Source organism: Granulicella sp. dw_53 (assembly GCF_018449545.1).
Taxonomy (GTDB): Bacteria; Acidobacteriota; Terriglobia; order Terriglobales; family Acidobacteriaceae; genus Edaphobacter.
Genome location: NZ_JAAVUR010000009.1, coordinates 139,396 through 165,818, shown reverse-complemented (window position 1 = coordinate 165,818; position 26,423 = coordinate 139,396). Strand labels below are relative to the sequence as shown.

Genomic DNA, 26,423 nt, shown 5'->3' with positions numbered 1-26,423 from the left:
GTTCCTCTAACTAAAAGCAATTGTAAGTACGCAACTCAGATGGCCAACTTCAACTACGATCCCGCCGTTATTGGGCGGGATCGTAGTTCAGGTTCTGACCGAGCCACCGCTCGACCTCTGCCACGCTCATTCCCTTGCGTTCGTGATAGTCAGCCACCTGATCCCGGTCGATCTTGCCGAGGCTGAAATAGCGCGACTCCGGATGGGCGAAGTAGAGTCCACTCACGCTCGACCCCGGCCACATCGCAAACGACTCAGTAATCAGCATGCCGGTGTTCGCCTGCACATCCAGTAAGCGCCAAAGCGTGCCCTTCTCCGTGTGATCGGGGCAAGCAGGATAACCCGCAGCCGGTCTGATCCCTCGATACTTCTCCTGGATAAGCTCGGCAGGGCTCAGGCCTTCCTCGCGTCCATAACCCCATTCATCCCGAACACGCTTGTGCAGGCACTCAGCAAAAGCTTCAGCCAGCCGGTCGGCGACAGCCTCCGCCATAATCGCGTTGTAGTCGTCATTCTTGGCTCTGAACTCGTCGCACAGCTCCTTCACCCCAACCCCGCTGGTCACCGCGAACCCGCCAATATAGTCGGCCATCCCGGTCTCCTTGGGCGCGATGAAGTCGGCGAGCGACCTGCACGGCTCACTACCTTCCCTGTTCGCTTGTTGACGGAGGAAGTGGAATCGTTCGAGAACCTCTCCGCGCGTGTCATCCGTATACAACTCGATATCGTCGCCCACAGCGTTGGCGGGAAAGATGCCGTAGACACCGCGAGCCTTAATCAGGTCCTTCTCGATCATGAGATCCAGCAGCACATTAGCTTCGGTAAAGATCTGTCGTGCCTGCTCCCCATGAGCCTCATGCTCGAAGATGCGTGGATAGATGCCCTTCAGTCCCCAGGTGTGGAAGAACGGAGACCAGTCAATGAACTCGCGCAGCGTCGCAAGAGGAAAGTTCTCCAGCACCCGTACGCCGGTAAACTCCGGTACGGAGAGGTCCTCCGGACGCCATTTGATAGGAGTCTTCCTCGTCCGCGCAGTCTCAAGAGAGACGACCTGCTGGCGTGGTGCGGAGTGAGCCTTTCGAAGCGCCTCATAGTCGGCGCGATGCTGCGCCACGAACGCCGCCTTGCCGTCTTCGCTCAGAAGGCTTGTCGTCACAGGCACCGCACGGCTGGCATCCAGCACATGAACGACCGGCTCACTGTAGTGCGGCGCAATCTTGACGGCCGTGTGAGCCCGGCTCGTAGTCGCTCCGCCGACCAGCAGCGGCAGCTTGAAGCCCTGGCGCTCCATCTCCTTGGCCACATGCACCATCTCGTCGAGCGATGGCGTGATCAGACCGCTGAGGCCGATCAGGTCAGCCTTCTCCGCCTTCGCCCGTTCGAGGATCTTCTCGCTGGACACCATGACGCCCATATCGATGACCTCATAGTTATTGCACGCCAGAACGACGCCGACGATATTCTTACCAATGTCGTGAACGTCGCCTTTGACCGTCGCCAGCACGATCTTTCCCTGCGCCTTGACCACCTGGCCAGCCGCCTCCATCGCAGCCTTCTCGGCCTCCATAAACGGCGTCAGATGCGCGACCGCCTTCTTCATCACGCGGGCTGACTTTACCACCTGGGGCAAGAACATCTTGCCGGCTCCAAACAAATCACCCACCACGCCCATACCATCCATCAGAGGACCTTCGATGACCAGCAGGGGACGGCCCAGCTTGACTCTGGCCTCCTCCGTGTCGATCTCGATATAGTTGTCGATTCCCCTGACCAATGCGTGCGCAAGACGCTCCTCGACCGTGCCGCTGCGCCACTCCTCGGCCTGCTTTTCAGTGACGACCTTACCCACGTTCTTCAGCTTTTCGCCGTGCTCCACCAGGCGCTCAGTCGCATCTGGACGACGGTTGAGCAGCACGTCCTCCACCAGCACCTTCAGCTCAGGCTCAATCTCTTCGTACAGCTCGAGCATCCCGGCATTCACGATGCCCATGTCCATGCCCGCCACGATGGCGTGATAGAGAAAAGCCGAGTGCATAGCCTCGCGAACCTTGTTATTGCCCCGAAAGCTGAACGAGATGTTCGAGACCCCGCCGCTGACCTTCGCATGCGGCAGGTTAGCCTTGATCCAGCGCGTAGCGTTGATGAAGTCAACCGCGTAGTTGTTGTGCTCCTCCATACCGGTAGCGACGGTGAGAATGTTCGGGTCAAAGATGATGTCTTCCGGCGGCAACCCAACCTCGTCGACCAGGATTCGGTAGGCGCGCTCGCAGATGCGGATCTTATCCTCAAACGTCGCGGCCTGGCCCTCTTCGTCGAAGGCCATCACCACAACCGCCGCTCCATACTTCAGCACCGTAGCGGCGTTCTGACGAAACTTGTCTTCCCCTTCTTTCATCGAGATCGAGTTCACGATGCCCTTACCCTGCAGGCACTTCAACCCAGCCTCGATGACCTCCCATTTGGAGGAGTCCACCATAAAGGGGACCTTGGCGACCTCAGGCTCGCTCCCGAGCAACTGGAGGTAGCGTGTCATCGCCGCGACGCCATCGATCATGCCCTCGTCCATGCAGATGTCGAGAACATTGGCCCCATTCTCGACCTGCTGCCGGGCGACGCTTACCGCCTCTTCGTACTTGCCTTCTTTGATCAGCTTCGCGAACTTCGGCGAACCGGCCACATTGGTCCGTTCCCCGATCATGATGTAGACACCCGGCTGCTGGGTGAAAGGTTGCGACCCCGATAGGCGCAGGGGCTTCGTCTCCGCGGCCGTGGCCACGCTTACACTCTCAACCAGGCTCATGCTCTGCTCTCGATCTGGGAGTCCTGGGATTCTGCAGCGGGAGCCGTCTCCCACCTTCGTGGAGGCTGGCCTTCAAGCGCCTTGGCGATGGCCGCAATGTGCTCGGGCGTATTGCCGCAGCAGCCACCGGCAATATTGATCAGCCCTCCCCGTGCGAAGTCGCTCAGATAGCGAGCCATATCCGGCGGCCCAAGATCGAATCCTGTCTCCGACAGCGGATTCGGCAGACCTGCATTCGGGTAGCACGAGATCGCCACATTCGCCTTCTCCGAGAGCTCCTCCAGAAACGGATACATCAGATCGGGCCCCAGAGAGCAGTTGAGCCCTACCGACAGCGGCTTAACGTGCTGCACCGCATTCCAGAAAGCCTCGGTTGTCTGCGCAGAGATCAGCGTCTCACCACCTCGTCCCACAGCCGCCGAAATCATCACCGGCAGCTCCTTGCCGTCCTGGTCGAATACCTCACGGATCGCCACCAGCGCCGCCTTGGCATTGAGAGAATCAAAGATCGTCTCGACCAGAAGCAGATCCGAGCCGCCCGCGATAAGCGCACGTATCTGCTGAATATAAGCGCTCTTAACCTGATCGAAGGTGACCACCCGGAAGCCTGCATCGTCGGCATCGGGCGAGTTCGAAAGCGACACGGTCAGAGGGCCAATCGCCCCCGCCACGAACCGTTGACGCGAAGTCGCATTCCCCACCCGGTCGGCCCACTCCCGGCACTGCCGCGCCGATTGCTCATTGATCTCCCAGGCCAGGTTGTTGAGAAACGGATCCTCGATGATCTTTTGGTAGAACGCAGGATCCTTCCGCCCCCCATGCTCCCGGGGATCGTCTACAAAAAATTCGCTCTGGGTGATGCTCGTAGCGCCAAAGGTATTCGTCTCGATGATGTCAGCCCCGGCCTCCAGAAACCTGCGATGGATGTCGCAGATCATATCCGGCTGAGTCAGGGAGAAAAGGTCCCCGTTATTGAGCAGATCCTTCTGGGAGTCCTTGAAGCGCTCCCCGCGGATGTCCGCCTCCGCCATTCCATAGGTGCGGATCGTTGTGCCCATCGCTCCGTCAATGATGGCAATTCGGCTCTCGAGAATCTTTTCAAGAGGATGTTTTTGGGTTTTCGTCATGTCTCCCTGATGGCCCTGAACCTGGCTATGTCAGCAATCTCCGCATGAAACCCAAGGGGGCCTCGTCGGAACTGACCATTGACTTCTTCTGAGCGCTTTGGCCTTCAGATTCGCCGCGCCACAGCATGCCCTTCTATTATAGGCGATCCAGCAAGCGGCAAGGCTTTGCCGCATAGAGCAGCGACAGGGGCCGTATGGGGGCGTGAGCGTGGGCGAAACGTAACTAAAAATAGGCGGATCCCAGCCAAAGGCCAGAAAAATGAACAACGACAGTGCGCCCGCAGGATCTGCCAATGACCAAGGTGTATGCTACAGCGCGTAAACAGCCTAATTCTCAGCCCAATTTTCTCAATGAACCCGATGTTTCTCCAGCAAGCTCATGAGTGTTTCCATGGCAACCGAGCGGCGCCGTACGTCCTCCGCCCAGGTCTCCGCAACTGCCTGCACATCCGCCCCGCAGTGAGGACACTCCACCTCGTGCGCCCATATGTAGCCCTGGCACGCTCGACACAACTCAAGCTGTGCAGGAACGCGCCCCTCGCGCGGCTGCCACTGTTCTGCCGTCTTGTCTCCAAACTGCACCAGTTGCTTCTGGGACTGCGAACTGACCACCACGGTGCCATCTTCCACACGCTCCGTGATAAGTTCGAACTCGCCCACCGCAAACGATGCCTGCGCCGCATCGCGAATCTTCACAACACGCTCGCGGAGCCCCTGCTTCTCTAACTCCAGCGCACGATAGTGGCAGTATGGATTGTTGCCGGGCTTGCCCAGCAAAGAGTGCGATGTCCACGTACATCCGCCACGGCACACGTCTGCGTAGTAGCAGGTTCGGCAGAAACCCCAAAGATCCTCGACGGACCGCAGACGGCCAAAATGGATCTCGCGGCTATGGTTCCATATATGCTCCAGCGTCAGATCCCGAACATTCCCGCCGGCGAATCCAACCGTGGCCAGAGAAGGACAGCCCTTCACCGTGCCGTCAGCCTCCAGTGCCATCCCAGTATGTCCTGCGTTGCATCCGGTCCAGTGTTGGCGTTCGTCGCCGAAGCCGCGCCACACATGTTCGTATGGGCCGAAATAACCAATGTTGTTTCCCATTACCAGCAATAGGCCGCGCTCAGCACCCTCCTGATACAGGCGGGCCAGCATCGGCATCAATTCCAACACGCGATAAGGCTGGAGCAGCAGCTCTGGATGATCGACCGCGTTGCCCATCGCGACGGTGATCTGTATCTGCCACTGCTTCGCTCCCTCCCTGATAATGGTGTCCATCAGCTCGGGGAGCTGCGGAATTACCTCCGCACCGATCTGAGTGTTCACGCTGATATTCAATCCAGCTTCGCGGGCACGGCGCAGGGTCGCAAGTGCACTGTCGAAAGCTCCCGGCACGTCGCGCAGCTTGTCGTGAAGCGGCGCCAACCCATCCAGGGATACTCCCAACCCATTCAATCCTGCCTCGACTGCGTTATCTAGTCTTTCGGCGGTAAAGTTGCGTCCCCCAGTCTGCGTCGCGCAGTAGATGCCGTGAGAGACGATCCGCCGGATGATCTCCGTCCAGTCCTTTCGCAGATAGGCTTCGCCACCGATCAAAGTAATCTCGCGCGTACCCAGTCTGGCCAGTGAATCGACCACATCGAGACACTCCTGCGTATTCAGTTCGTCCGGTCTTTTGCGTCCGGCCCTCGATCCGCAGTGCATACACTTCAGATCGCATGCCAGCGTAATCTCCCACACGACGTGGACGGGAATGTACTGCTTATAATCGCGTTCCGTAAGGTAACGCGGAGAGGTCTCCATGGCCGGCTCCCATCGCACGACAGTCGCGCGAACCGAAGGACGCTACCTCCGGTTCGCGCGCATCGTGTGAAGCACTAACGTTTGACTTCGAGTTTCGCAATCTCGGCCTTGAGAACCTCGATCGCGGCGCTGACATTGCCATACTCCTTCAGCCATGCTTCAGCTTCAGCGAGGAGGCCCTTCATCTGCTGTAGATCACCACCGGCTGCGGTGTTATGGATGCTGGTGGCATATAAGGGACGGACAGTTCCTCCGCTCATAGTTAACCCTTCCTTTCCAGTTTGGCGATCTCCGCCTTCAATACTTCGAGGGCTGCGCTTACATCTCCATAGTCCTTCAGGTGTTGCTCGGCCTCGGCAGCAACCTTCTTCATCTCGCCTAGATCGCCTTTAGCGGCGGTGTTATGGAGAGTGACGGCGTATAGAACGGTAGGGGGGCGTTTTTGCTCTTCTGCCATGGAATAACTCCTCTATTTTTTGTGCTCCAGCTTGGCGATTTCAACCTTCAAAAGTTCAAGCGCGGCCGAAACGTCTCCGTGCTCGCTGTTAAATTTTTCAGCCAAAGCTAGCGTGGACTTCATCTTCTGTAGGTCGCCGCTTGCAACGGCCTGCTGAATAGCAACTCCGTATGGTCTTACATCAGTCATCAGTTCCTCCTCTCCGAAAGAATTCGTTAGAAGCGAAATAATGCTTGCCCGTAGGGCAAGATAGTCTATCTAACGATATTGAGTCTGTATTTGCATAAGATCGAGTCTCCCTTTCCCCAAGCAAGATTGCAGGAATGAGATGGAATTATTGTCCTGAGCGAAGACGTGTCGATGTCCGGAAAGGACAGCCACAATCAGAACCGGGAACCAGGAGAGAATCGCAGCGCAACTACCTATTTTTATGGGCCTGATTCTGGCCCTGCATGAATCGCACTGTCAAGCAATTCACGAGAATCAAAGATTGATATTCATACTCTTTTCCATTTCGGGCCTGGAAGGAGAAATTCTATTCCAGCTATACGCACCAAAACGAAAGCGCCTAGGAGAGCACTGCTTCTAGTTCGAACCGTGGCCGTCGCAATTACTTCACAACGCCCAGCATCGCTTCCACGTTCTCGCTATTGCTGGTTCTGCCTGAGTTCATAACGCGGCGTCATAAATCCATGGCAGATTAAATGCGGCCCACCCCATACGAAGAGGGAATCAAACGCGATCTTCATGGGATGGGCACGCTGACAGCAGCAGACGCCGCACACCTTAGCGGCCCCGAACTACCGATTCTTAACGTCGAATTTAAGAGAGACTCGCAGACTAACGCTTATCTCCTCCAGCCGGAAGCGCAAACGCGATATAGCCCTTCGAGATCGCCAGAGGCGACACACCACCCGGCGGCATGTAGGCTCCGTCCGGATAGGGCGTGCCTCCACCGCTCACCGCGAGCAGGATGTACTCCCGCCCGTTCACTTCATACACCGCGGGCACGCCCTGCGAGCCGTTCGGTAGGTCTTTGCTGAAGATCAGCTTTCCTGTAGTGCTGTTCAACGCATAGAGCTTCGAGTCGTTACCGGCAAACATCACCAGTCCTCCGGCCGTGATCACAAACCCGCTCTTCGGATATGTATTTCCCCGCATCTTATCGCTTGGGCCGGCCTGCGGAACGTCGCCGTAGGGCGTCTGCCATTTGATCTTGCCGGTATTCAGGTCGTAGGCGGTGATCGTGCTCCACGGCGGGTTCGTCACATAGGGTTCGTTTCCATAACCGGTCTTATAGCGGGACGGAGGCCCCTCGATATCCTCCGGGTAAGCGGGCTCCGACGATAGCGACCTCATCATGGCCTGCGCCGCAGCCGTAGGCGCGGAACCCAGCGGCGCCAGGTCGGGCTGCTTCAGAAACGCCATCAGATCGCTCATCGACGATGCAGGTATCGAAGAAAACGCCGGCATGGTCGCTCTGCCCTTGGTAATCACGTTGTGGGTCGCCTCCGTGCCCAGACGGCTCACGGCCGTGTCGATCTCAGGCCCGCGATCTCCCTTCAGCTCCGGACCGTGGCAGACCTGGCAGTTCTGTTCATAGACGACGCGCCCCATCTCCTCCTTGGTTGGAAAACCTGGGACGCCTCGTCTCACGCCAGGGTTGAGCGTTCGAGCCGGAATCAATCCGCCCACATTCGCGGAGGTGGATTCACCAGCCGGCACCAGCTTGATGATCGACGGCATATTCTTTCCCAGAACGTAAACCGTGCCGTTCGTCGCATCCGCGCCCGTGCTGAAGAACAATGCACCGCCGTTCACGCTCGGAAAGTTAATCGTATCGACTCCGACAGCCGGAGGCGTATAGAAACCGGTCCTCGCTTTGGTGAGGCGCTCTCTCCACCACGCTACTTCTTCCGGTTTCATGAACCCTTCGTACATGTCCTTCACGGTCATCCCCTGCCGTCCAAACGGTGGCACAACCGTCGGAAAGGGCTGCGTCTTCGAGGTGATCTCGCCCGGCACATCGGTCTGCGGAACAGGACGCTCCTCGATCGGCCACAGCGGCTTTCCCGTAACCCGGTCGAACACATAGAGGAAGTTATTCTTCGAGGCGAAAGCCACCGCATCCACGGTCTTGCCATCGTGCTTCACCGTCACTAGTTGTGGAGCGGCATCGGGGTCGTAGTCCCACACATCGTGGTGAACCGTCTGAAAATGCCAGAGATGCTTACCCGTACGGGCATCCAGCGCCAGAACACAATCGGCATAAAGATTATTGCCTGGCCGGTCTCCGCCATAGAGTTCGTACTTCGCGGACGCTACCGGAAAGTAGGCGATTCCACGCTTCTCATCGACGGTGATCTCGCCCCAAACATCCACCCCACCCATGTACTTATAGGCATCCTTGGGCCACGTCTCATAGCCGAACTCGCCAGGACGCGGGATCGTATGGAACACCCACAGAAGCTTGCCGGTAACCACATCGAAGGCGCGAATATCTCCCGGCGGAGCCAGATACCCCTCTCCCGTAGCACTGCCCAGAATCAAAATGTTCTCAAACACACGTCCCGGAGTCCTGGAGGACAACGGCCTGTTGCCCCGATCCAAGCCAATCTTAAGATCAAGCTTCCCATGATCCGCGAAGGAGTCCACAAGCTTGCCCGTCCGCGCATCGATGGCCTGCAGGAAGCCTCCCGAAGACACCAGCAGGCGGCGGTCCGTCCGATCCTTGCTCTCCCAGTAGTTCGCGCCGCGCATACCGGCGATTCCCCCAAAGCGGGAAGGGGCCGCACCCGGCACCGCAAAGGGATGGACCCACATCTCCTTGCCTGTCGTCGCATCCACCGCCACCAGCGAACCCTGCTTCGCCGCAAAATAAGCCATGTTATCGATCACCAGGGGACTGAAAGTATAGGTCACCTCGTCCCCGGTTGGATAACTCCATGCGACATCCAGTTTGTTTACGTTGCCGGTATTAATCTGCTTCAACGCCGAATAATGCGAACTATCCGGCCCTCCAAGATAGTCCTTCCAGGTCGTCCGGGTCTGCTGCGCAGACAACGCCCGGCCACAGACCAGCGCCACCAGGACGGCAGAAAAGACCATCCCAAGCCTTCTCAGGACAATCCCCAACCCCTCGTCCGCGTCTGCCTCGTCCGTACGGACGCATGAACCTGATCCCAAAAAATAAACGTGCCTTTTAAGCAGGCCGTAACGTTCTCCAGCGCCCGCCCTGCGCGATGTTTGCAAGCTTTCCATAGCTTCTTTTCCCTTCCCTTGGGGACTGTGCGGCCGCCGGAACGAATGGGCATGATGCAAGGTATCGTTCGTATTACGCAACGCGCGGAAAGCCGTTCTCTTTGCAGAAGGCACTTTATCACGTATTTAGGAGCACCCGTTCGCAGAAAATATCAGGAATATTCGCCGCGGGAACTGGAAGCCGTTTCATCGGGAGAAGGTGTTGGGCAGAGGCCTCTCGAGCTCTGACGATCCCGCTGGTCGCACCTCATGAGAAAATCAGGACATGACGTACGGGCCCCCCGAAGGACACTGGCAAACTGATCGACCCAACGGGCGAGTGCCGCGGGCAGTCCGGACCATTCTGCACTCCAATAGCAAACAAAACCTCGGCCCAATATTGTCGATACAAAGGGAGTCAAGCACCGGCTCCAGTGTGTGGCGATTTGCAGGAAAAGCACTAATTTATAGGGATCTTCATGCTTCGATCTTCTCGGATGTTCTACGTCGTGATCTCCACTCTTCTCATGACGAGCGCGCTAAAAGCACAGGTGGTAGAACCAAAAAGTTATGATTGCTACCGAACGAATACGCCGCTCCGCGTAGACGGCAAGCTGGACGACCCCGCCTGGCGGGATGCCCCCTGGACCACAGATTTCGTAGATATTGAAGACTCCACGAAGCCCACACCACGCTTCCGTACGCGCACCAAAATCCTTTGGGACGATGACTACCTCTATATAGGTGCGGAACTGGAAGAACCCGAGGTCAAGGCGACGCTGACCCGGCACGATTCAGTGATCTTCCATGACAATGACTTCGAGATGTTCCTCAAGCCCCTGGCAGACGCCTCGGGCTACTTCGAATTCGAGATCAACGCGCAGAATACATCCTGGGATCTGTATCTGAACAAACCCTATCGCCAGGGCGGTAAAGCGGATAGCAGTTGGGATATCCCCGGCCTGAAGACAGCGGTTAACATCCAAGGAACGCTCAACGATCCAAGCGACAAAGACAGCGGATGGACGGTAGAAATCGCAATTCCATGGAACTCCTTCGCGTCGCGGCTGAACGTGACGAAACCGGAGATAGGAAGTGAGTGGCGTGTCAACTTCAGCCGCGTCGAGTGGAAAGCGGGCCAGCCAAAGGAAGATAACTGGGTCTGGTCCCCACAAGGCGTAGTGAACATGCATGTTCCCGAGCGTTGGGGCCATCTCGTCTTTCAAGAGAGCCGTCGCAGTGGGGTCCACTCACAACCCCACACGCCGGTCCGATAACTAGGAAGTCGACAACCCCAAAGCGTTACGCCGAAACCAGACTATACAGCTTCAACCCTCGTGCGACACCGTCGCCATACGCAGGATCAGCACGCCTGCAATTTGCTACATGCCGTTCGAGGACATCTTGTGACGCACCAGCAATCGCTCGAGCGGTGTTATCGAAGAGTAACTGCTTCTGCTCTGACGTCATCAGGCGAAACAGATTACCAGGCTGCTCCCAGTGATCGTCATCCACGCGGTGATCCCAGTGGTCAGCGTATCCTTCAAGGACGATCGGTGGTTCCGCATACTCCGGTTGGTTGCTCCATAGGCCCTCCGAGTTAGGGTGATACGTCTTTGTGCTGCCAAGATTGCCATCCACTCGCATCGATCCATCCCGATGATAAGAGCGGAAGGGACACTTAGGCGCATTGACTGGTATCTCGTTGAAGTTGGTTCCTAATCGATAGCGTTGAGTATCCCCATAAGAGAACAGCCGCGCTTGAAGCATCTTGTCGGGAGAAAAGCTTATTCCGGGCACAACGTTTGCCGGCGAGAACGCAGCTTGTTCTACCTCTGCAAAATAGTTCTCAGGGTAGCGATTCAGTTCCATCACCCCGACTTCAATCAAGGGAAAGTCCGCTTTAGGCCAGACCTTCGTAACATCGAACGGATTATGCTTGTGAATCCTCGCCTGGTCGTCAGACATAACTTGAATAAAGAGAGTCCAACGCGGAAACTCACCGCGTTCAATCGATTCGAGTAAGTCTCTGCCGTTACTTTCGCGGTCTTGGGCGATAACTGCAGCCGCATCTTCGTCAGAAAGATTTGCAATACCTTGCTGAGAACGAAAATGGAACTTCACCCACACACGATGGTTCATAGCATCCAGCATCGAAAAAGTATGGCTCCCAAAACCATGCATATGTCGGAACGACTTAGGAATGCCTCGGTCGGACATTGTAATAGTGACCTGATGCAGCGCTTCGGGCAGCAAAGTCCAAAAGTCCCAACTATTTTGAGCGCTCTTAAGTCCGGTCCTGGGATCACGCTTAATCGCATGGTTCAGATCCGAAAAGCGCAAAGGATCGCGGAAGAAGAAGACCGGCGTGTTATTTCCAACAATGTCCCAGTTACCCTCCTCCGTGTAGAACTTCAACGCAAAGCCGCGAATATCGCGGTCTGCATCGGCGGCTCCGCGTTCACCCGCAACAACTGAGAAGCGCGCGAACATCGGAGTTTGCTTGCCCACTTGGGAGAAAAGAGCTGCTTTTGTATAACGGGTAATATCGTGGGTCGTCGTGAATGTACCGTAGGCTCCCCAACCTTTAGCATGCATTCTCCGCTCCGGAATGACCTCGCGATCGAACTGCGCAAGCTTCTCGATGAGCCAGATATCCTGTAAAAGTGCCGGCCCGCGAGGGCCAGCAGTCAGAATATTTGTATTATCCGCCACCGGCGCTCCGGTAGCATTGGTAAAGCGCTCGCCCTTCGACATAGTTACCTCGCTTTCGAGAGATCTCGATTCGACGTTCTTTAAGTCAGCTAAGTAGTTAGTAACTCCCGGGAAGTCGGAATACAGACGAATTAACTACGCCAGGCGGAATCCCGGATAACGGTGCAGAAATTAATGCGGTGAAAATTCGGGTCCTTATCCGCCAGCACATCCGCTTTGACATTCCCAAACGTAGTCTCAGGTTTGCGTTTGATACCGTTATAAAACGTCTCGATGATGTCTTCTTTGAAGTTTTTAGTTCGCGGATAGGCCTGTACGATCGCCTCGCGATCGGAATCAGAAAACTCTGAGTACGCAATCCCGAGAACATCCATCTCAACTCCATTCGTCAAAAGCGCAACCACCGGATGCATATATTGTGGAATCCCCGGAGTGGTATGGAGTGCGATAGACGTCCACACGGTATCGATGTCGGCTTGCGGAATACTATGCTGCCGTAGAAAATTTCGCGCAGTGTTTGCGCCGTCTACTTCGAAGCGATCGTGCGCGCTACTATACTTCGAAGTAAGTCCCATGTCGTGGAACATTGCGGCAATGTATAGCAATTCATGATCGAACACCAGACTCTTACGGTCGCCGGCTAATGCTGCAAAATAATAGACCCGGCTGGAGTGGTTGAATAACAAGTCGTTCTCTGTGTCCCGAATCAGTTCTGTGACTTCGCGGGTCAGCTTGGTATCTGGGATAGTCACGCCGGAAGCGAGCGTGAGGGTTGCTGGATTGGTTATCGATCTTGCCGGCATTCCACTCCTCCTTATGTGTTTTGTTTCATCAAATGAGACGCCACGGTCGGGCACGAACACGAGGCATAGGATAGTTAAGAGGGTTAGCAGTTCACTGCTTCATGTGGCTCTCGAAGACTCACAAAGTCAGCGCCACGCAAGGTCAAAACAACGCAAAGGCCGAAACGGCTCAGCCTCAATACTGCGCGTTAGCCGAAGCATGGCTCCTTGTGATTGATCAAGAAATAGGTTGAAGATGCTGCTGTTGTCTGGCGACTAAGCGGATCGTAATATGTGCCTGGCTGGATATGACACTCACTCAAACGTCACGTAGTCCGTCTCTTACAGGAACCTTTCCTCTTGAGACCCAACCTAATGGTCAGAATTGTTACGAAACTAAATGAAAGCCTAAAGCACCACGCCTCCAAAATACCGGAACTATACCAATCGTCCGATATATTCTTTGCGCAGATCTAACTTAAGCTAAGGCATCTTCGGCAAATATTCTTTCCTGAAATTAGAAGGAGTAGTCCCCACGAGTTTGCGAAAGATTCGAGCGAAATGGCTTGGATTTTGAAAGCCAGCATCGAGGGCCGCATCGACGATGCTTCGGCGTGGATCACGAAGCCGCTGTTTCGCAAGTTCGATCCTTTGATGTAGCACATAACTATGAGGCGAACGGCCCGTGCTCTGCTTGAATAACTCAGAAAAGTAATGAGGACTCATGCCCGCGACACCAGCCATTTGAGAGAGGCTAATGTTTTTTTCCATACTCTCGGCGATGTACTCGAGTACACGCTTCAGGCGGTAGCCAGGCAGACCTCCTTTATGCTTCATAGGGGAGAGCGGACGCACGGCATAACGATTCAGGAGATACACCGCCAGGGAATTAGCGAGGGATTCGCCATAGAGTGTGCCGGCTGGCGAAGAATCTTCAAGGTCGGCAGTCATCTCTTGTAACAAAGCCAAGATATGCCGGTCGTTCAACTCCCACTGCTCCGTCATCTCGACATCAGTCTTGTGCTTCGTCTCTTCTAATGCATCGGTTAAAAGTCGGGGATGGATCGCCACAGCGATGCGCCGGGTTGCACCAGCCCAATTCACCTCATCGACCGTACCGCGTGGCAGAAGGAATATCCTGCCAGGAGAAGAGATAAATCGTCGGTTGCGGCCTCCCGTATTTACCTCGTACTCGACAACTCCGTTTAGCACCACATGTAAAAAATGCTCCGGATGCTCGTGACGAGGTATGAAGACTGCAGGGATGGTGAAGTGTTCGAGTGCAATGCCTCCCCAGTTAGCGGATGCACTCGAACTGGTAGGACTGACATCGAGGAACGGTTCCACCTGCCCGGCGCGAACCACACTAACTTGGGGGATAACAACACGATTACCCGAGGAGGATTGTGCCCGGATAGTTGCCTCTTGCGATACGTTGGAGCGGTTCTTGGAATTCATACCGACCTCCTATATTAAACGCTTTCGTGTCTAACTGGAGTAAGCGCTTTAGAGCGCGATGAATCCATGGGCGCATCCCAAAATCATTGCATTAAAAACGGTCAATTTGTATAAAGACGGTAGTTTAGAACTGCGGGCTTTAGAAGACTCTACTACGCTCTGCGATAGAGAAACTATGGCGGGAGAGCATCCTACCGCTTCGCTAATCAAGAACATAGAGTAGACATCCCTCCCGCTCAGATCATGTTGCGATTAATCTGGCTTGGCATGGCGTTGTCCTCGAATGGCCCCAAATAAGTGGAGGGCAATATGCCCAGGACAGACGCCAGAATCTCAGAGCAGACACAAATCCATTTTAATAACTCCGAACTCGTCTCTATCTCTCTGCGCGAACGTCAGGATATATGGATGGTTTGGTTTACATCCGCGGTGGAGGCTCGTATTGCGATCTCGGGCGGAGGCTTGGAGGCGATTGCGGATATCTTGTTGGACTCCTTTGAAGACCCGCTCTTCCGTAGTTGCGTATTCATTGCTTGTGAAAACAAAGGGCAGTTGCGAGAACTCATTCTAAAGATAGCGACTAAGCTCAATCTGAGAGAACCGGAGATGACTGCCGTCGCCGGAGTCTTCATTATCGAAGGCATGCTCGTGCGTATGCAGATGACAGGCGATATGACAGAAGCTCGTAACGCCCGGCTTCTGTTTCAATGTCTTAACTACTCGTGACATTGCCTACCGATAGAGCGTCTGGTTGTGAGCATAAAACTTCTCTTCGCCATGTTGTTAGAGACATGCGACTGTTCACTTACCGTTACGATCGCAGAGAAAGATTAAACGGATAGAGTGGGGACACTTAGTGAAGTATGAATTCGCCGGCTTCATCCATCTAACTCCTTGTAGAAAAAGAAGTCTCTCTGCTTAGCGCTCAGGAAGCTCTCTTTGCATCTCCCTGAGGTGCCAAGTGCCGTCGCTTGTTTTACGCCGTCATCCTGACTCTAGAGCGAAGCGAAGGGAAGGGCACCTGTATTCGCCGTTGTCGTTGCAGCCCTTGGCCCAGGCGCTACATAGACGATCAGACTCAGCCAACCGGAAAAATCAAGAAGCCGCGTGCCAAGACCGCCACGCGGATCGGCAGAAGGAACACTCGGAGAAGTTAACCCCGAGAATGCGATATTTCCCAGCAAAAACACATGTCAAGCCCCGAAATGACCTAAGTCGCAGAGCGACATAAACTTACAAGTGGCACTTTAGTTTTGGTCAACTATCTAAAATAGAAGTAGAAGTAAAAGAAGTCCTGGCACAAACTCCTTCAGCGGGCTCGCGAAAAGCTAAGTCCAGGGCTAGCACGAATTTGGACGCAACCCCAATGGTTGCACCTACTTAGGACAAGCCCCTCACGCTAAGCGCATGAAACCACTGCGCTTACACGCAGGCAAGGGGGGAGGGGTATGCGCGATGCCTACGGATGGGTAGCTTTGCGGCGGAGCATCCGCGCCGACTGCCGCGCAGGAGCAGATCCCTTCTCGAGCTTGGCCGGAGCAGACGCCATGTGCTCCCGAAGAGCGCGAGCACGCTCCTGTTCACGACCTTGCACTAGCAGATTGCTTGCGTCTACCAGGTGAGCAGTCATCAGGCGCGACGCAAGTTCAGGATCCCGTTGTTCGATCGCGGTAAGAATCGTCTTGTGGAATCTGACGGTGTGCTCCAGGTCCACCAGTTGTGAAGTGACCGTAATCATGTGCAGCATGGCGCGGTGAATCGTATGGAAGAGCCGTCCGGTAAGGCGGTTTCCCGACGCCTGGAAGATCGCCCGGTGGAAGAGAAGGTCGGAGGCGACGAGCTTCACCCTGTCGCGCTCACTATTCTCCAGGTCTGTGATCGACTGCCGCAGCAGCGCAATATCGCTGGAGTTAGCGCGCTCCGCCGCCTTCGCCGCTAGAGCCGGTTCCATGATGAACCTCAGCTCCGTTAGCTCTTCCACGGTGGTGTCGTCGAGCAGAAAGAGAAACTCCATCGGCACCCGAAGCACCAACGACGCGTCGCGATTGAGATAACTGCCATCGCCGACCTTCTGGGTGATGACACCCATGATCTCAAGCACCTTAAGCGCCTGCCGCAGAGAAGAGCGCGCGACGTTGAAGTGCGCAGCCAGCTCCCGCTCCGGCGGTAATTTGGTGCCGGGAGAAAGAACCCCGTCACTCAACATCTGCTGAAAGCGAAGGATCAGAAGATGCGTTACATCCTCTTTGCTATCGAGGACGTGGTCTGAAGCACTCGAACTGAGAATCTTTCGGCTGTTCATACGATTGATACTGCGGCTTTGGATATGCAAAGTCAAAGCCTATATGCGCCGGCAAGGGTCTATAGGTAGCACCTTTCCCGAGGCATTTGGTTTGGAGCCGCCTTCGGGAACACGCACGATCCTCAACAGATCTCTCGATTTGCGAGAGGAAAAGGCTAGCATCGGAAATAATATTCGAATAAAAGTTGACATCTTGATTCATAGGTACTACCTTTGTGCCGCTAACAGCAAGCCATCTGCGGCACGAGCGTCTGGGATTCGAGGAAAAACTATGAAAGCAACAGATAGGACTCAAGCATTGAGACGCTGCATCGTCGGGATCTTCCTGGCATTGACCGTCTCTGCGATAGCGCAAGTGGAGAAAGGCAGATTCGTTGGCAGGATTACAGATCCGCAGGATGCAGGCGTTCCTGGCGCATCTGTGAAGGTAACCAACGCCGGAACGAACATCGTGCAAACAGCCGTCGCAGACGGAAGCGGCAACTTCGTCATCACTCCCGTAGAAGCAGGCTTCTACTCCTTGAGCGTCACAGCACCAGGCTTCGAGACCACCACGAGCTCCAACATCGAAGTGCAGGTAGGTCAGATCGTCCGCGAAGACCTCAAGTTGAGAGTTGGCTCCTCTACCGTCACAGTCGAAGTAACCACAGCGCAGCCGCTGCTTACGACGGACTCAGCCACAGTCGGACAGGTCATCACCAACCAGCAGCTCACCGACCTTCCCCTGAACGGACGAGGCTTCTTCCGTCTGGCGCAGTTGACGCCAGGAGCCGCGCTTCTGGCGCCAACCGGCAACTCGCTCGCGATTCGCCCCGAGGTCGTCAACGGCAACACCATCAGCGGCATTCGTGGCAGTGCGACCTCATTTCTGCTGGATGGTGTCGATGTCAGCGAACAGCACCAAGGCGGAACGTTTATCCAGACCTCGATCGACGCGCTGCAGGAGTTTTCCATCCAGCAAAGTCCCTACTCGGCCGAGTACAACCGCGGTGGAGCCTTCTTCAACGCGACCGTAAAGAGCGGCACGAATCGCTATCACGGCGGCATCTTCGAGTTCATCAGGAACGACAAACTCGACGCGCGAAACTTCTTTGCCTTGACCAGACAGATCTTGAAACGCAACCAGTTCGGCGGCGATCTCGGTGGTCCGGTTGTCATCCCGCATCTCTACAGCGGCAAAGACAGAACCTTCTTCTTCTTCAACTATGAAGGACAGCGCCTGCGGCAAGGGCTGATTTTTAACAGCATCGTGCCAAATGATGCACAGCGGAATGGTAATTTCGGTACGAAGACAATCTACGATCCGTTGCTGACCACGACGGTCAATGGAAACCCAGTGCGCGTACCGTTTGCCAACAATACGATCCCTACAGCCCGTCTATCCTCCGCTGCTCTGGCGATTCAGCAGTTCAATCCGCGCCAGAACACCTCGGCTGGAACCTTCAGCGCAACTCCCTCGCAAGCCATCGACTTCAATCAGTACACGCTTCGTCTCGATCACACCTTCAACTCGCACAATCGTCTCTTCGCGCGTTGGATTTATGTGCAGAACCGAGAGGTCGATCCTAATTCTTCCCCGCAACTGGGAACTGCAAATCTCACCTCCATCGGACAAGACATCGCCGTAGGGCTAATTACCAACATCGGTACAAACATGGTGAATGAGGTCCGCGCACATTACCTTCCAAGCCATGTTCGCCTGCAGGCATTTCTGCAGGGTCCCGACTTCAACACTCAGTTTGGCGTCAGTGGCTTTGCAGCCCAATTGCGTCCCACGACAGGAGGCTCTTTTCCTGACTACTCCTGGAGCGGCTATACATCGCTAACTGGTTCCGCCTTCGATCAACGTCCCAAGTCCCAGGATCGCAAGGCGTTTGAGGGAACAGAAAACTTCACCATCCTAAAGGGGAGACAGTCTCTAAAGTTTGGCACTCTCATCCGCTACTATCAGTGGCTCGGATACGACAGCCAGACATACGCTGGTCAGTTCAGCTTCAATGGCAATGCATCGGGCGACGCCTACGCCGACTTTCTGCTGGGCTATCCCTCCGCTGTCACGCGCGCATATCCCGCCGATAACTTCGGTGGCCAACAAACCTACAAACAGTTCTTCGTCCAGGACGACATCCGGCTGAGTAGTCGACTGACCATGAATATAGGGCTGCGATACGAGTACTCCCCATGGCTTGGCGGTTACAAAGGACAGATCGGCACATTCGATCCTACGCAGGCAAAGCCGATTATCGTTTCAGGATCGGGAGCAATACCCGACCTGACCGCGCAAAGTGCGGCTCCAGCGGCATATCAGTTCTTCGGTCAGTACATCCAGACCAGCAGTACAGCCGGCTTGCCCTCAAATATTACTTACACAGATAAGACACAGTTCGGTCCTCGTATTGGCATCTCTTATGCACTTACACCGAAGACAGTCGTTCGCGGCGGCTTCGGGATGTTCTACGAACCCGAGGGGACCAGCGGTCGAGTCAACCTGAGTGTTTTGCCGTACCGTCTCTCCGAAACCGTAAACCAGACGCAGAATGTGACGCCAACACGAACCCTCGCGAACTTCTTTCTCGGTACAGCGCTCGGATCGGCGCAAGCTAATCCTTCACTCTCTCCCAGCAAGACACATCTCAAAATGGGCTACAACGAGCACTACAGTCTGGGTGTGCAACGGCAACTTACAGAGAAGGACGTTTTGGAGGTCGGCTACGTAGGCAACCACGGAGTACACCTCAACGGCACAAACGACTTTAACGATCCCACGCCCGCACCAGGTGCGGTTCAGGCTCGAAGGCCATTCCAGCCCTTCAGCGGTATTGTCTTCAATACCCAGGACACAAGTACGAACTATAACTCGCTACAGGTCAAATTGGACCACCGCCAGAGCCACGGATTCACCGGCCTCTTCGCGTACACTTACTCGAAGTTCATGCAATTCAATCAATCCCCGGCTCTGGGAGGAAATACCGGCTATGAATATGCGCTATCTCCTTATGACATTCCACACAACGTAGCGATGAGTGGAACATATCAGCTCCCCGTAGGAAGAGGACAGCGTTTCCTGAGTACCGCAAATAGCCTGGTGAACAGTGTATTGGGCGGATGGCATCTGCAAACCATCATCGTCCTTCGCAGCGGTGTCCCCTATACTCCGGTCATCTCTGGTGACCGCGCGAACACCGGTGTCGCTAACCAGCGGCCAATTATCAATCCCGCAGGTGGTAGCCCCACCTTCACTCGCACCTTGGCGAATTGGTTCGATAAGAGTCTCTATACGGTCGCTCCGATCTACACCTATGGCAACGTAAAAGCGAATACGCTACGCAGCGATCTGTATCGTCAATATGACGCGTCTGTGTTCAAAAACTTTACCTTGCCGGGAGAAAGTACGCTCTCGTTCCGCGCTGAATTCTTCAACATATCGAACACAACCAGTTTTAATGCTCCCACTGGAACGGGCTTCAACACACCCAATGCAGCGATCGATGCTACCGCAGGCGCGTCGATCATCAGCACTTCAGTCCCGTCACGCGACATTCAGTTCGCGCTCAAGTACAACTTCTAACAGCAAGAGGAGCCAGGATGAAATACGTTTCAAGTCCACTGACGCAAAAGCTTGTCCTATTAAGCGCTGGATTAAGAGCGTTTGTATCGGTAGTAGCTTTAGCTCAAGGAACAGTGCCTGATCCAACGCCGTCCTCTAATCAGACCCCGGTTTCGATTCAGGTCGATCTGACTAAAACCGTAGGAGTCTACAAGCCAATCTATAGCTGGTTCGGTTATGACGAGGCGAACTACACGACGATGCGCCATGGGACGCAGTTGCTCAAAGAGCTACATGACCTAAGTCCGGTTCCCGTATACATTCGAGCGCATCATCTCCTTACGTCGGGCAATGGAGTCGCCGAACTGAAGTTCAGTTCAACAAATGTGTACTCGGAAGATGCGAACGGCAAACCGGCCTATGACTTCAAGATCTTCGATGGAATCTTCGATGCCTATAAAGCTGCGGGAGTAAGGCCGATGGTTGAGCTAGGTTTTATGCCTAAGGACCTGGCAGCAGATCTTCCCAATCGTCATGAGCCGTACCAGGTGCATTATCCTAAGAGCGCGATCAGTGGCAAATCAAACAATCCTCCCAAGGACTACGCAAAATGGGGTGAGTTAGCACGCGTCGTCACAGCACATCTCGTAGAGCGCTATGGTAAAGAAGCAGTCTTGCAGTGGTACTTCGAGGTCTGGAACGAGCCCGACATAGACTACTGGCACAGTACCCCAGAAGATTATTGGAAGCTCTATGACTTCGCTGTTGCTGGCGTGCGAGCGGCTCTGCCAGGGGCTAAGGTAGGTGGCCCTGCAACTACAAGCCCCGGTAATCCCAAGGCCTATACCTTTTTGAATAACTTTCTGGAGCATGTGAGCACCGGAAAAAGCGCAGCGAATGGTAAGTCCGTTCCTATGGACTTCATCTCCTTCCACGCGAAAGGCTCGCCAAAGATCAATGAAGGGAAGGTCACGATGGGGATCAATCGCGAGCTGACCGATGCCGACAAAGGCTTTGAGTTGGTTGCGAAGTATCCACGCTTCAAGAGCCTCCCGATCATCATCAGCGAGGCTGATCCAGAGGGCTGCGCGGCCTGTTCGTCAAAGGTGAATCCAGCCAACAACTATCGCAACGGAACGTTGTATCCGGCTTATACAGCGGCGGCCTACAAAGGGTTGTTCGAGCTTCAGGATCGTCATGCCGTCAATCTCATCTCGATGTTGAGCTGGTCGTTCGAATTTGAAGACAAGGACTACTTCGAGGGATTCCGTTCACTCGCAACCAACGGGATAGACAAGCCTGTCTTGAATGTCTTTCGTATGTTCGCGCTCATGAGTGGAAATCGAGTACAGACAAGTAGCACAGGTCAGGTTCCTCTGGACACACTTGTAAGTACCGGTGCGCGAAAGGAGTCAGATGTGGACGCCCTTGCCACAAAAGCCGAACGGGAGGCGGCGGTGTTGGTATGGAACTATCACGACATCGATGGCGCCTCAGCTGCGGTACCAACGTCTGTAACAATCAGCGGTATTCCCGCAGGTACGCACAGGGTCTTACTGGAACACTATCGCGTGGATGATACACACAGTAACGCTTATACCGTCTGGCAGACGATGGGTTCGCCTCAGCACCCCACTTCGAAGCAGTACGCAGAGCTACAAACTGCCGGCCAACTTGAGTTATTGACCTCGCCTGTATGGCTCGATGTGTCCAATGGACAGGTAAAGATCACAACGGACCTGCCCCGGCAGGGAACATCGCTCCTGCACTTGAAGTGGTAAGGCTAGAGATGGGCTCATTGGTGAAGGACAGAATGGACGGGGTAAAGCGCAGTGGAATGGAACTGCGCTGGTACTTCGTCGTTTTGGTGACGGCGGCGATCGCGATCAGTTACTTCGACCGGCAAACTCTGCCGGTCGCGATCTCGGCGATTCAACGCACCATTCCCATCTCTAACCAGCAGTTTTCTTATTTGCAAACAGCATTTCTACTCTCTTACGCAGCACTGTATGCAATCGGCGGCCGTTTACTAGACCGCCTCGGAACGCGGAGAGGTTTCATGCTGATCATGCTGTGGTGGTCCATAGCATGTGCGTTGCACGGTCTGGCATCGGGTTTTACTTTGTTATTGGTAGCTCGCTTCCTATTGGGCATGGGTGAAGGCGGTGCGTTTCCCGCGGCCGTACGTGTAGTCGCAGAATGGATCGCCCCTGAGGACCGCTCTACCGCAATGGGGATCATCAATGGAGGTACAGCGATTGGCTCCGTGCTAGCTCCTCCATTGATCGGAGTTGTGCTGCTGAGCTTAGGATGGCGCGCTGTATTTCTCTTCGCCGGAGTGCTGGGTATTGGGTGGGTAATCTGGTGGATGATGTCCTATCGAGGTGGGGCTCTGGTCACCTCAAACACTTTGGATGCACGAATGCTGGCGCAGCAATTAACTTTTCAGGAGATCATCGGGATCCCCAGTGTACGAGCTCTGGTATTTGCGAAGTTCATGAGCGACTCCGCATGGTACTTTCTACTGTTCTGGCTGCCGAAGTATCTCTATGACGCTCGGGGCTTCGATATCAAACAGGTGAGCTACTACGCGTGGATTCCATACGCAGCATCGGGTATTGGAAGTTTTGTAGGAGGCTACTACTCCAGCAGATTGCTGCGAAAGGGATGCTCCCTCGACCGTGCGCGCAAGCTCTCGTTAGGACTGAGCGCAGCGTTTATGCCGGTAGTAATGCTAGTGCCGTTAGTTCCCGTGCAGCTTTCAATCCTGCTGTTCAGTATTGCGTTTTTCTGTCAGCAGTCGTGGTCAGGATTGATTATGACCGTGCCAGCGGACATCTTTCCTCTCTCGGCTGTCGGCACTGTTTCGGGGTTGGTGGGATTTGGGGGTGCTATCGGCGGCGCGATCTTTGGCGTGGTCGCCGGATATCTTCTCGGCCACGGCTTCGGTTACGGAACCTTGTTTGTTCTCGTTGGGACGTTTCACCTTATAGGATTTCTCGTCATTCTGCTGTTTGCTGGCAGGATTCAACCACTTCGCACAGATGACCTCCGGGAGATAGAGAACGTATGAAGATTACCGAAGTGCGCACGCGCGTCGTTCAATGGGAGGGTAAGACGGTTCCGCTCCCTCCTCACTTCTGCACGAACCCGATGGACCTCGTAACCTTTCGCGATGCGTCGATGGGTAATTTTGCCTTTCACGGTTGGGTACTGGTCGAAATCTTTACCGACACAGGGCTAGTGGGTCTTGGCAATGCCGCGTTGTCTCCACTGGTTACAAAGACACTTATTGACACGTACCTTAAGCCTTTGCTGATCGGCGCGGATCCTTGGGACACCGAGTATCTTTGGCAACAGATGTATCGGCGAACCATGGCATTCGGACGCAAAGGCGTGGCGATGACAGCCATCTCGGCAGTCGATATCGCACTCTGGGATATCCTCGGCAAGGATACAAAGCAGCCCGTCTATCGATTACTCGGCGGTCGGACAAAGGAGCGCATCCCGGTCTATGCAAGCCGACTCTACTCTATGCCTTTGGATCAACTACGGGGAGAGGCTCAGAGATATAAGGACGAGGGATACCAGGCGATGAAGCTACGCTTCGGTTGGGGGCCAGTCGATGGAGCCGCTGGCATGCGAAAGAACATCGAGCTGATTCGCACAGTGCGAGAGGTCATCGGCGACGGCATCGATCTCATGGTTGATGCATATATGGGGTGGACGCTGGATTATGCGAAACGCATGTTGCCGCTGCTGGAGCCCTTCAACCTGCGCTGGTTGGAAGAGCCCGTCATCCCGGATGACACACGCGGTTATAAAGAATTAAAAAGCTACGGCCGTGTCCCCATTGCCGGTGGTGAACACGAGTTCACCATCTTCGGCTTTCGCGATCTACTGGAGGCGAACGCCTTGGACTACATTCAATTCGATACGAACCGAGTCGGTGGTATCAGTCAGGCACGCAAGATCTCAGCACTGGCAGAGTCATTCCAGATCCCGGTCGTTCCGCATGCAGGGCAGATGCATAACTACCATGTGGTGATGGCGAACCTAAACTCTCCCATCGCCGAGTTCTTTCCTAAGGTGGATGTCGAAGTCGGGAACGAGCTCTTCTGGTACATCTTTGACGGAGAGCCGATCCCGAAGAATGGCTACATCGAGCTCGATGAGCACGTTCCAGGGCTTGGACTCACCGTAAACGAAGAGTCTCTCAAGCGCTTCAACGTGATCGGATAGGGGAACGAAAATGATACATCTCGTTCAGATCGCTAATTCGCTCTCGCGACGTGTTGCGCTAGTCAAAGAACCTTTCCTCCAATGCCTCAACGAGGTTACGTCGATCTATGAGTTGGCACAACTGTGTATAAGGCGACGTACTTCAATAACAGAGCTTGCGACGTCACTGGCGACGGGCGAGTTACTGCTTTACGACGATGTCTATAGCGGCAACTCTCCGTGGCGTCTGCTTAGTCCTATTGACGTACCCGGTGAGCCTTCGAGAATGTTGGTCACTGGCACAGGTCTGACACATATTGGCAGCGCCAAAGAACGGCAGGCAATGCATATCTCAGACCAACCGAAACAGACGGAAGCTGTGACCGACAGCATGCGAATGTTCCAATGGGGCGTAGCAGGAGGAAGCCCTACAGAAGGAAAGATAGGCGTCGCGCCGGAGTGGTTCTATAAGGGCGACGGCTTCATGGTGAGAGCTCCCTTTGAGGCGCTAGAGATTCCTGGCCATGCAGAGGATGGTGGTGAGGAGGCAGAGATGGCTGGGATCTATCTGCTCGATGACGCAGGAGTCCCCTATCGTCTCGGTTTCGTCGTAGGCAACGAGTTCTCGGATCATAAATTCGAGAAGCGAAACTACCTGAACCTCGCGGGATCGAAGCTGCGGGCATGCAGTATAGGACCGGAGTTGGTAGTCGATGCAGATTTTACGGACGTTCAGGGTGAAGTTCGAATTGAGCGCAATGGAACGACGCTGTGGCACCGGCAGATCGCCAGCGGCGAGCAGAATATGTGTCATAGTCTTGCCAACCTGGAGCATCACCATTTCAAATTTGCAGGACACCGGCAACCCGGTAGCGTTCACGTTCATTTCTTCGGTGCGAATGCGCTCTCGTTCGGAGATGGCGTTGTCTTGCAAGGCGGCGATGTTATGGAGATCCGGTTCGACGGCTTTGGCCGGGCACTGCGTAATCCGATCGTCGAAGAGGTAAGGTTGCATGAACCTATTCGCGTACACTCTCTCGGATAGCCAAAGCAAAGGAGATACGTATGTCAAAGGAATCGGTTGCACTCTTGGGGCTAGGCACGATGGGCACAGGCATGGCAACAAATCTGCTCAAAGCGGGCTTCCAGCTGTCGGTCTATAACCGTACACGCTCCAAAGCTGAAGTCTTCGGCGCACAAGGAGCTCGTGTCGCAGACACCGCCGCCGACGCGGCAAAAGGTGCCACCCTCATCCTCTCCATGCTGGCGGATGACACAGCCTCACGCGAGACATGGCTGGGAGAGCGAGGTGCGCTCCAGGCGGCGACCTGGGACGCCCTGCTTATCGAGTGCGGCACCGTCAGCCCTTCCTGGATCGTGGAACTGGGAGCGAAGGCGCATGACCGTGGAAACGAGTTGTTGGATGCGCCTGTGACGGGGAGCAGACTTCAGGCGGCCGGCGGCCAACTCACCTTTTTTGTCGGAGGAACAGCGTCAGCTCTAGACCGTGCGACACCGGTGTTGCAGGCTATGAGCAAGCAGATCGTGCACCTTGGCCCGTCGGGTTCCGGAGCGAAGATAAAGCTGATAAATAATTTTCTTTGCGGCGTTCAAGTCGCCTCTCTTGCGGAAGGAATGGCCTGGCTGGAGCGAAGCGGACTCGATCGCGACCTTGCCCTCGACATTCTGAAACGCGGCGCCCCAGGGAGTCCTCTGTTAGCGGATATCTCCGGACGCATGACTAGGCACGACTACACCGTTAATTTTGTCCTCAACCTAATGCTGAAAGATTTACAGTACGCTCATAAAGCCGCGGCGGAACTTGGAGTCGAATTGACCACTGCCGTAAACGCACGCGCTTTATTTGAGCAAGCAGCCGCAGCGGGATACGCAGGTCAGGATATGTCCTCCGTAGTGGAACCCTTGCGTGCTAAAACCCATACGAGCGAGTGAGCTCAGAAGGTGGGCACTTTT

Annotated in this window: 19 protein-coding genes; 8 read left to right on the top strand and 11 right to left on the bottom strand. The window is 54.9% G+C overall.

Annotation, left to right across the window (positions count from 1 at the left end):
- Nucleotides 1-67: 67 nt before the first annotated feature.
- The 7 genes from metH to HB393_RS15580 all read right to left on the bottom strand — a co-directional run bounded on the left by metH (nucleotide 68) and on the right by HB393_RS15580 (nucleotide 9,292).
- Nucleotides 68-2,800, bottom strand: a complete 2,733-nt coding sequence (gene metH / locus HB393_RS15610) for a methionine synthase (RefSeq protein WP_213806109.1) — start codon at nucleotides 2,798-2,800, stop codon at nucleotides 68-70.
- Nucleotides 2,797-3,927, bottom strand: a complete 1,131-nt coding sequence (locus HB393_RS15605) for a homocysteine S-methyltransferase family protein (protein ID WP_213806108.1) — start codon at nucleotides 3,925-3,927, stop codon at nucleotides 2,797-2,799. Before HB393_RS15605 ends, metH begins: the two co-directional genes overlap by 4 nt.
- 348 nt (nucleotides 3,928-4,275) lie before the next feature.
- Complete coding sequence (locus HB393_RS15600) at nucleotides 4,276-5,727, bottom strand: GDL motif peptide-associated radical SAM/SPASM maturase (RefSeq protein ID WP_213806107.1); 1,452 nt, start codon at nucleotides 5,725-5,727, stop codon at nucleotides 4,276-4,278.
- A 74-nt stretch (nucleotides 5,728-5,801) separates the two neighbouring features.
- A complete protein-coding gene (locus HB393_RS15595; RefSeq protein WP_213806106.1) occupies nucleotides 5,802-5,987 on the bottom strand; it encodes a DUF1843 domain-containing protein in 186 nt (61 codons plus the stop codon).
- Between the two features lie 2 nt (nucleotides 5,988-5,989).
- Entirely contained in the window at nucleotides 5,990-6,184 is a 195-nt protein-coding gene (locus HB393_RS15590; RefSeq protein WP_213806105.1) for a DUF1843 domain-containing protein, read from the bottom strand.
- Nucleotides 6,185-6,196: 12 nt separating this feature from the next.
- A complete protein-coding gene (locus HB393_RS15585; RefSeq protein ID WP_213806104.1) occupies nucleotides 6,197-6,373 on the bottom strand; it encodes a DUF1843 domain-containing protein in 177 nt (58 codons plus the stop codon).
- A 651-nt stretch (nucleotides 6,374-7,024) separates the two neighbouring features.
- Nucleotides 7,025-9,292, bottom strand: a complete 2,268-nt coding sequence (locus HB393_RS15580) for a PQQ-binding-like beta-propeller repeat protein (protein WP_213806103.1) — start codon at nucleotides 9,290-9,292, stop codon at nucleotides 7,025-7,027.
- Nucleotides 9,293-9,903: 611 nt separating this feature from the next.
- Here HB393_RS15580 and HB393_RS15575 point away from each other — a divergent pair.
- Entirely contained in the window at nucleotides 9,904-10,701 is a 798-nt protein-coding gene (locus HB393_RS15575; RefSeq protein WP_213806102.1) for a carbohydrate-binding family 9-like protein, read from the top strand.
- Between the two features lie 25 nt (nucleotides 10,702-10,726).
- On the opposite strand, the gene HB393_RS15570 is transcribed toward HB393_RS15575, so the two are convergent.
- From HB393_RS15570 to HB393_RS15560, 3 genes are all read right to left on the bottom strand, one after another.
- Entirely contained in the window at nucleotides 10,727-12,181 is a 1,455-nt protein-coding gene (locus HB393_RS15570) for a catalase (RefSeq protein ID WP_213806101.1), read from the bottom strand.
- Between the two features lie 89 nt (nucleotides 12,182-12,270).
- A complete protein-coding gene (locus HB393_RS15565) occupies nucleotides 12,271-12,942 on the bottom strand; it encodes an HD domain-containing protein (RefSeq protein WP_213806100.1) in 672 nt (223 codons plus the stop codon).
- Between the two features lie 462 nt (nucleotides 12,943-13,404).
- Nucleotides 13,405-14,379 (bottom strand): AraC family transcriptional regulator, encoded by a 975-nt coding sequence (locus HB393_RS15560; RefSeq protein WP_213806099.1) that lies wholly within the window; start codon nucleotides 14,377-14,379, stop codon nucleotides 13,405-13,407.
- 309 nt (nucleotides 14,380-14,688) lie between these two features.
- On the opposite strand from HB393_RS15560, the gene HB393_RS15555 reads away from it, so the two are divergent.
- Nucleotides 14,689-15,105, top strand: a complete 417-nt coding sequence (locus HB393_RS15555; protein WP_213806098.1) for a hypothetical protein — start codon at nucleotides 14,689-14,691, stop codon at nucleotides 15,103-15,105.
- Between the two features lie 733 nt (nucleotides 15,106-15,838).
- On the opposite strand, the gene HB393_RS15550 is transcribed toward HB393_RS15555, so the two are convergent.
- A complete protein-coding gene (locus tag HB393_RS15550; RefSeq protein ID WP_213806097.1) occupies nucleotides 15,839-16,681 on the bottom strand; it encodes an FCD domain-containing protein in 843 nt (280 codons plus the stop codon).
- A 271-nt stretch (nucleotides 16,682-16,952) separates the two neighbouring features.
- On the opposite strand from HB393_RS15550, the gene HB393_RS15545 reads away from it, so the two are divergent.
- From HB393_RS15545 to HB393_RS15520, 6 genes are all read left to right on the top strand, one after another.
- Nucleotides 16,953-20,249: a carboxypeptidase-like regulatory domain-containing protein gene (locus tag HB393_RS15545; RefSeq protein ID WP_213806096.1), complete on the top strand. Its 3,297-nt coding sequence runs from the start codon at nucleotides 16,953-16,955 to the stop codon at nucleotides 20,247-20,249.
- Between the two features lie 113 nt (nucleotides 20,250-20,362).
- The gene (locus tag HB393_RS15540) at nucleotides 20,363-22,009 is read left to right on the top strand and encodes a beta-xylosidase (RefSeq protein ID WP_345945232.1); all 1,647 of its coding nucleotides are present in this window, start codon (nucleotides 20,363-20,365) and stop codon (nucleotides 22,007-22,009) included.
- 20 nt (nucleotides 22,010-22,029) lie between these two features.
- Nucleotides 22,030-23,301: an MFS transporter gene (locus HB393_RS15535; protein ID WP_345945231.1), complete on the top strand. Its 1,272-nt coding sequence runs from the start codon at nucleotides 22,030-22,032 to the stop codon at nucleotides 23,299-23,301.
- Nucleotides 23,298-24,470: an L-rhamnonate dehydratase gene (locus HB393_RS15530; RefSeq protein WP_213806094.1), complete on the top strand. Its 1,173-nt coding sequence runs from the start codon at nucleotides 23,298-23,300 to the stop codon at nucleotides 24,468-24,470. Before HB393_RS15535 ends, HB393_RS15530 begins: the two co-directional genes overlap by 4 nt.
- 10 nt (nucleotides 24,471-24,480) lie before the next feature.
- Complete coding sequence (araD1, locus tag HB393_RS15525; protein WP_213806093.1) at nucleotides 24,481-25,494, top strand: AraD1 family protein; 1,014 nt, start codon at nucleotides 24,481-24,483, stop codon at nucleotides 25,492-25,494.
- Between the two features lie 20 nt (nucleotides 25,495-25,514).
- A complete protein-coding gene (locus tag HB393_RS15520; protein WP_213806092.1) occupies nucleotides 25,515-26,402 on the top strand; it encodes an NAD(P)-dependent oxidoreductase in 888 nt (295 codons plus the stop codon).
- The last annotated feature ends 21 nt before the right edge of the window (nucleotides 26,403-26,423 follow it).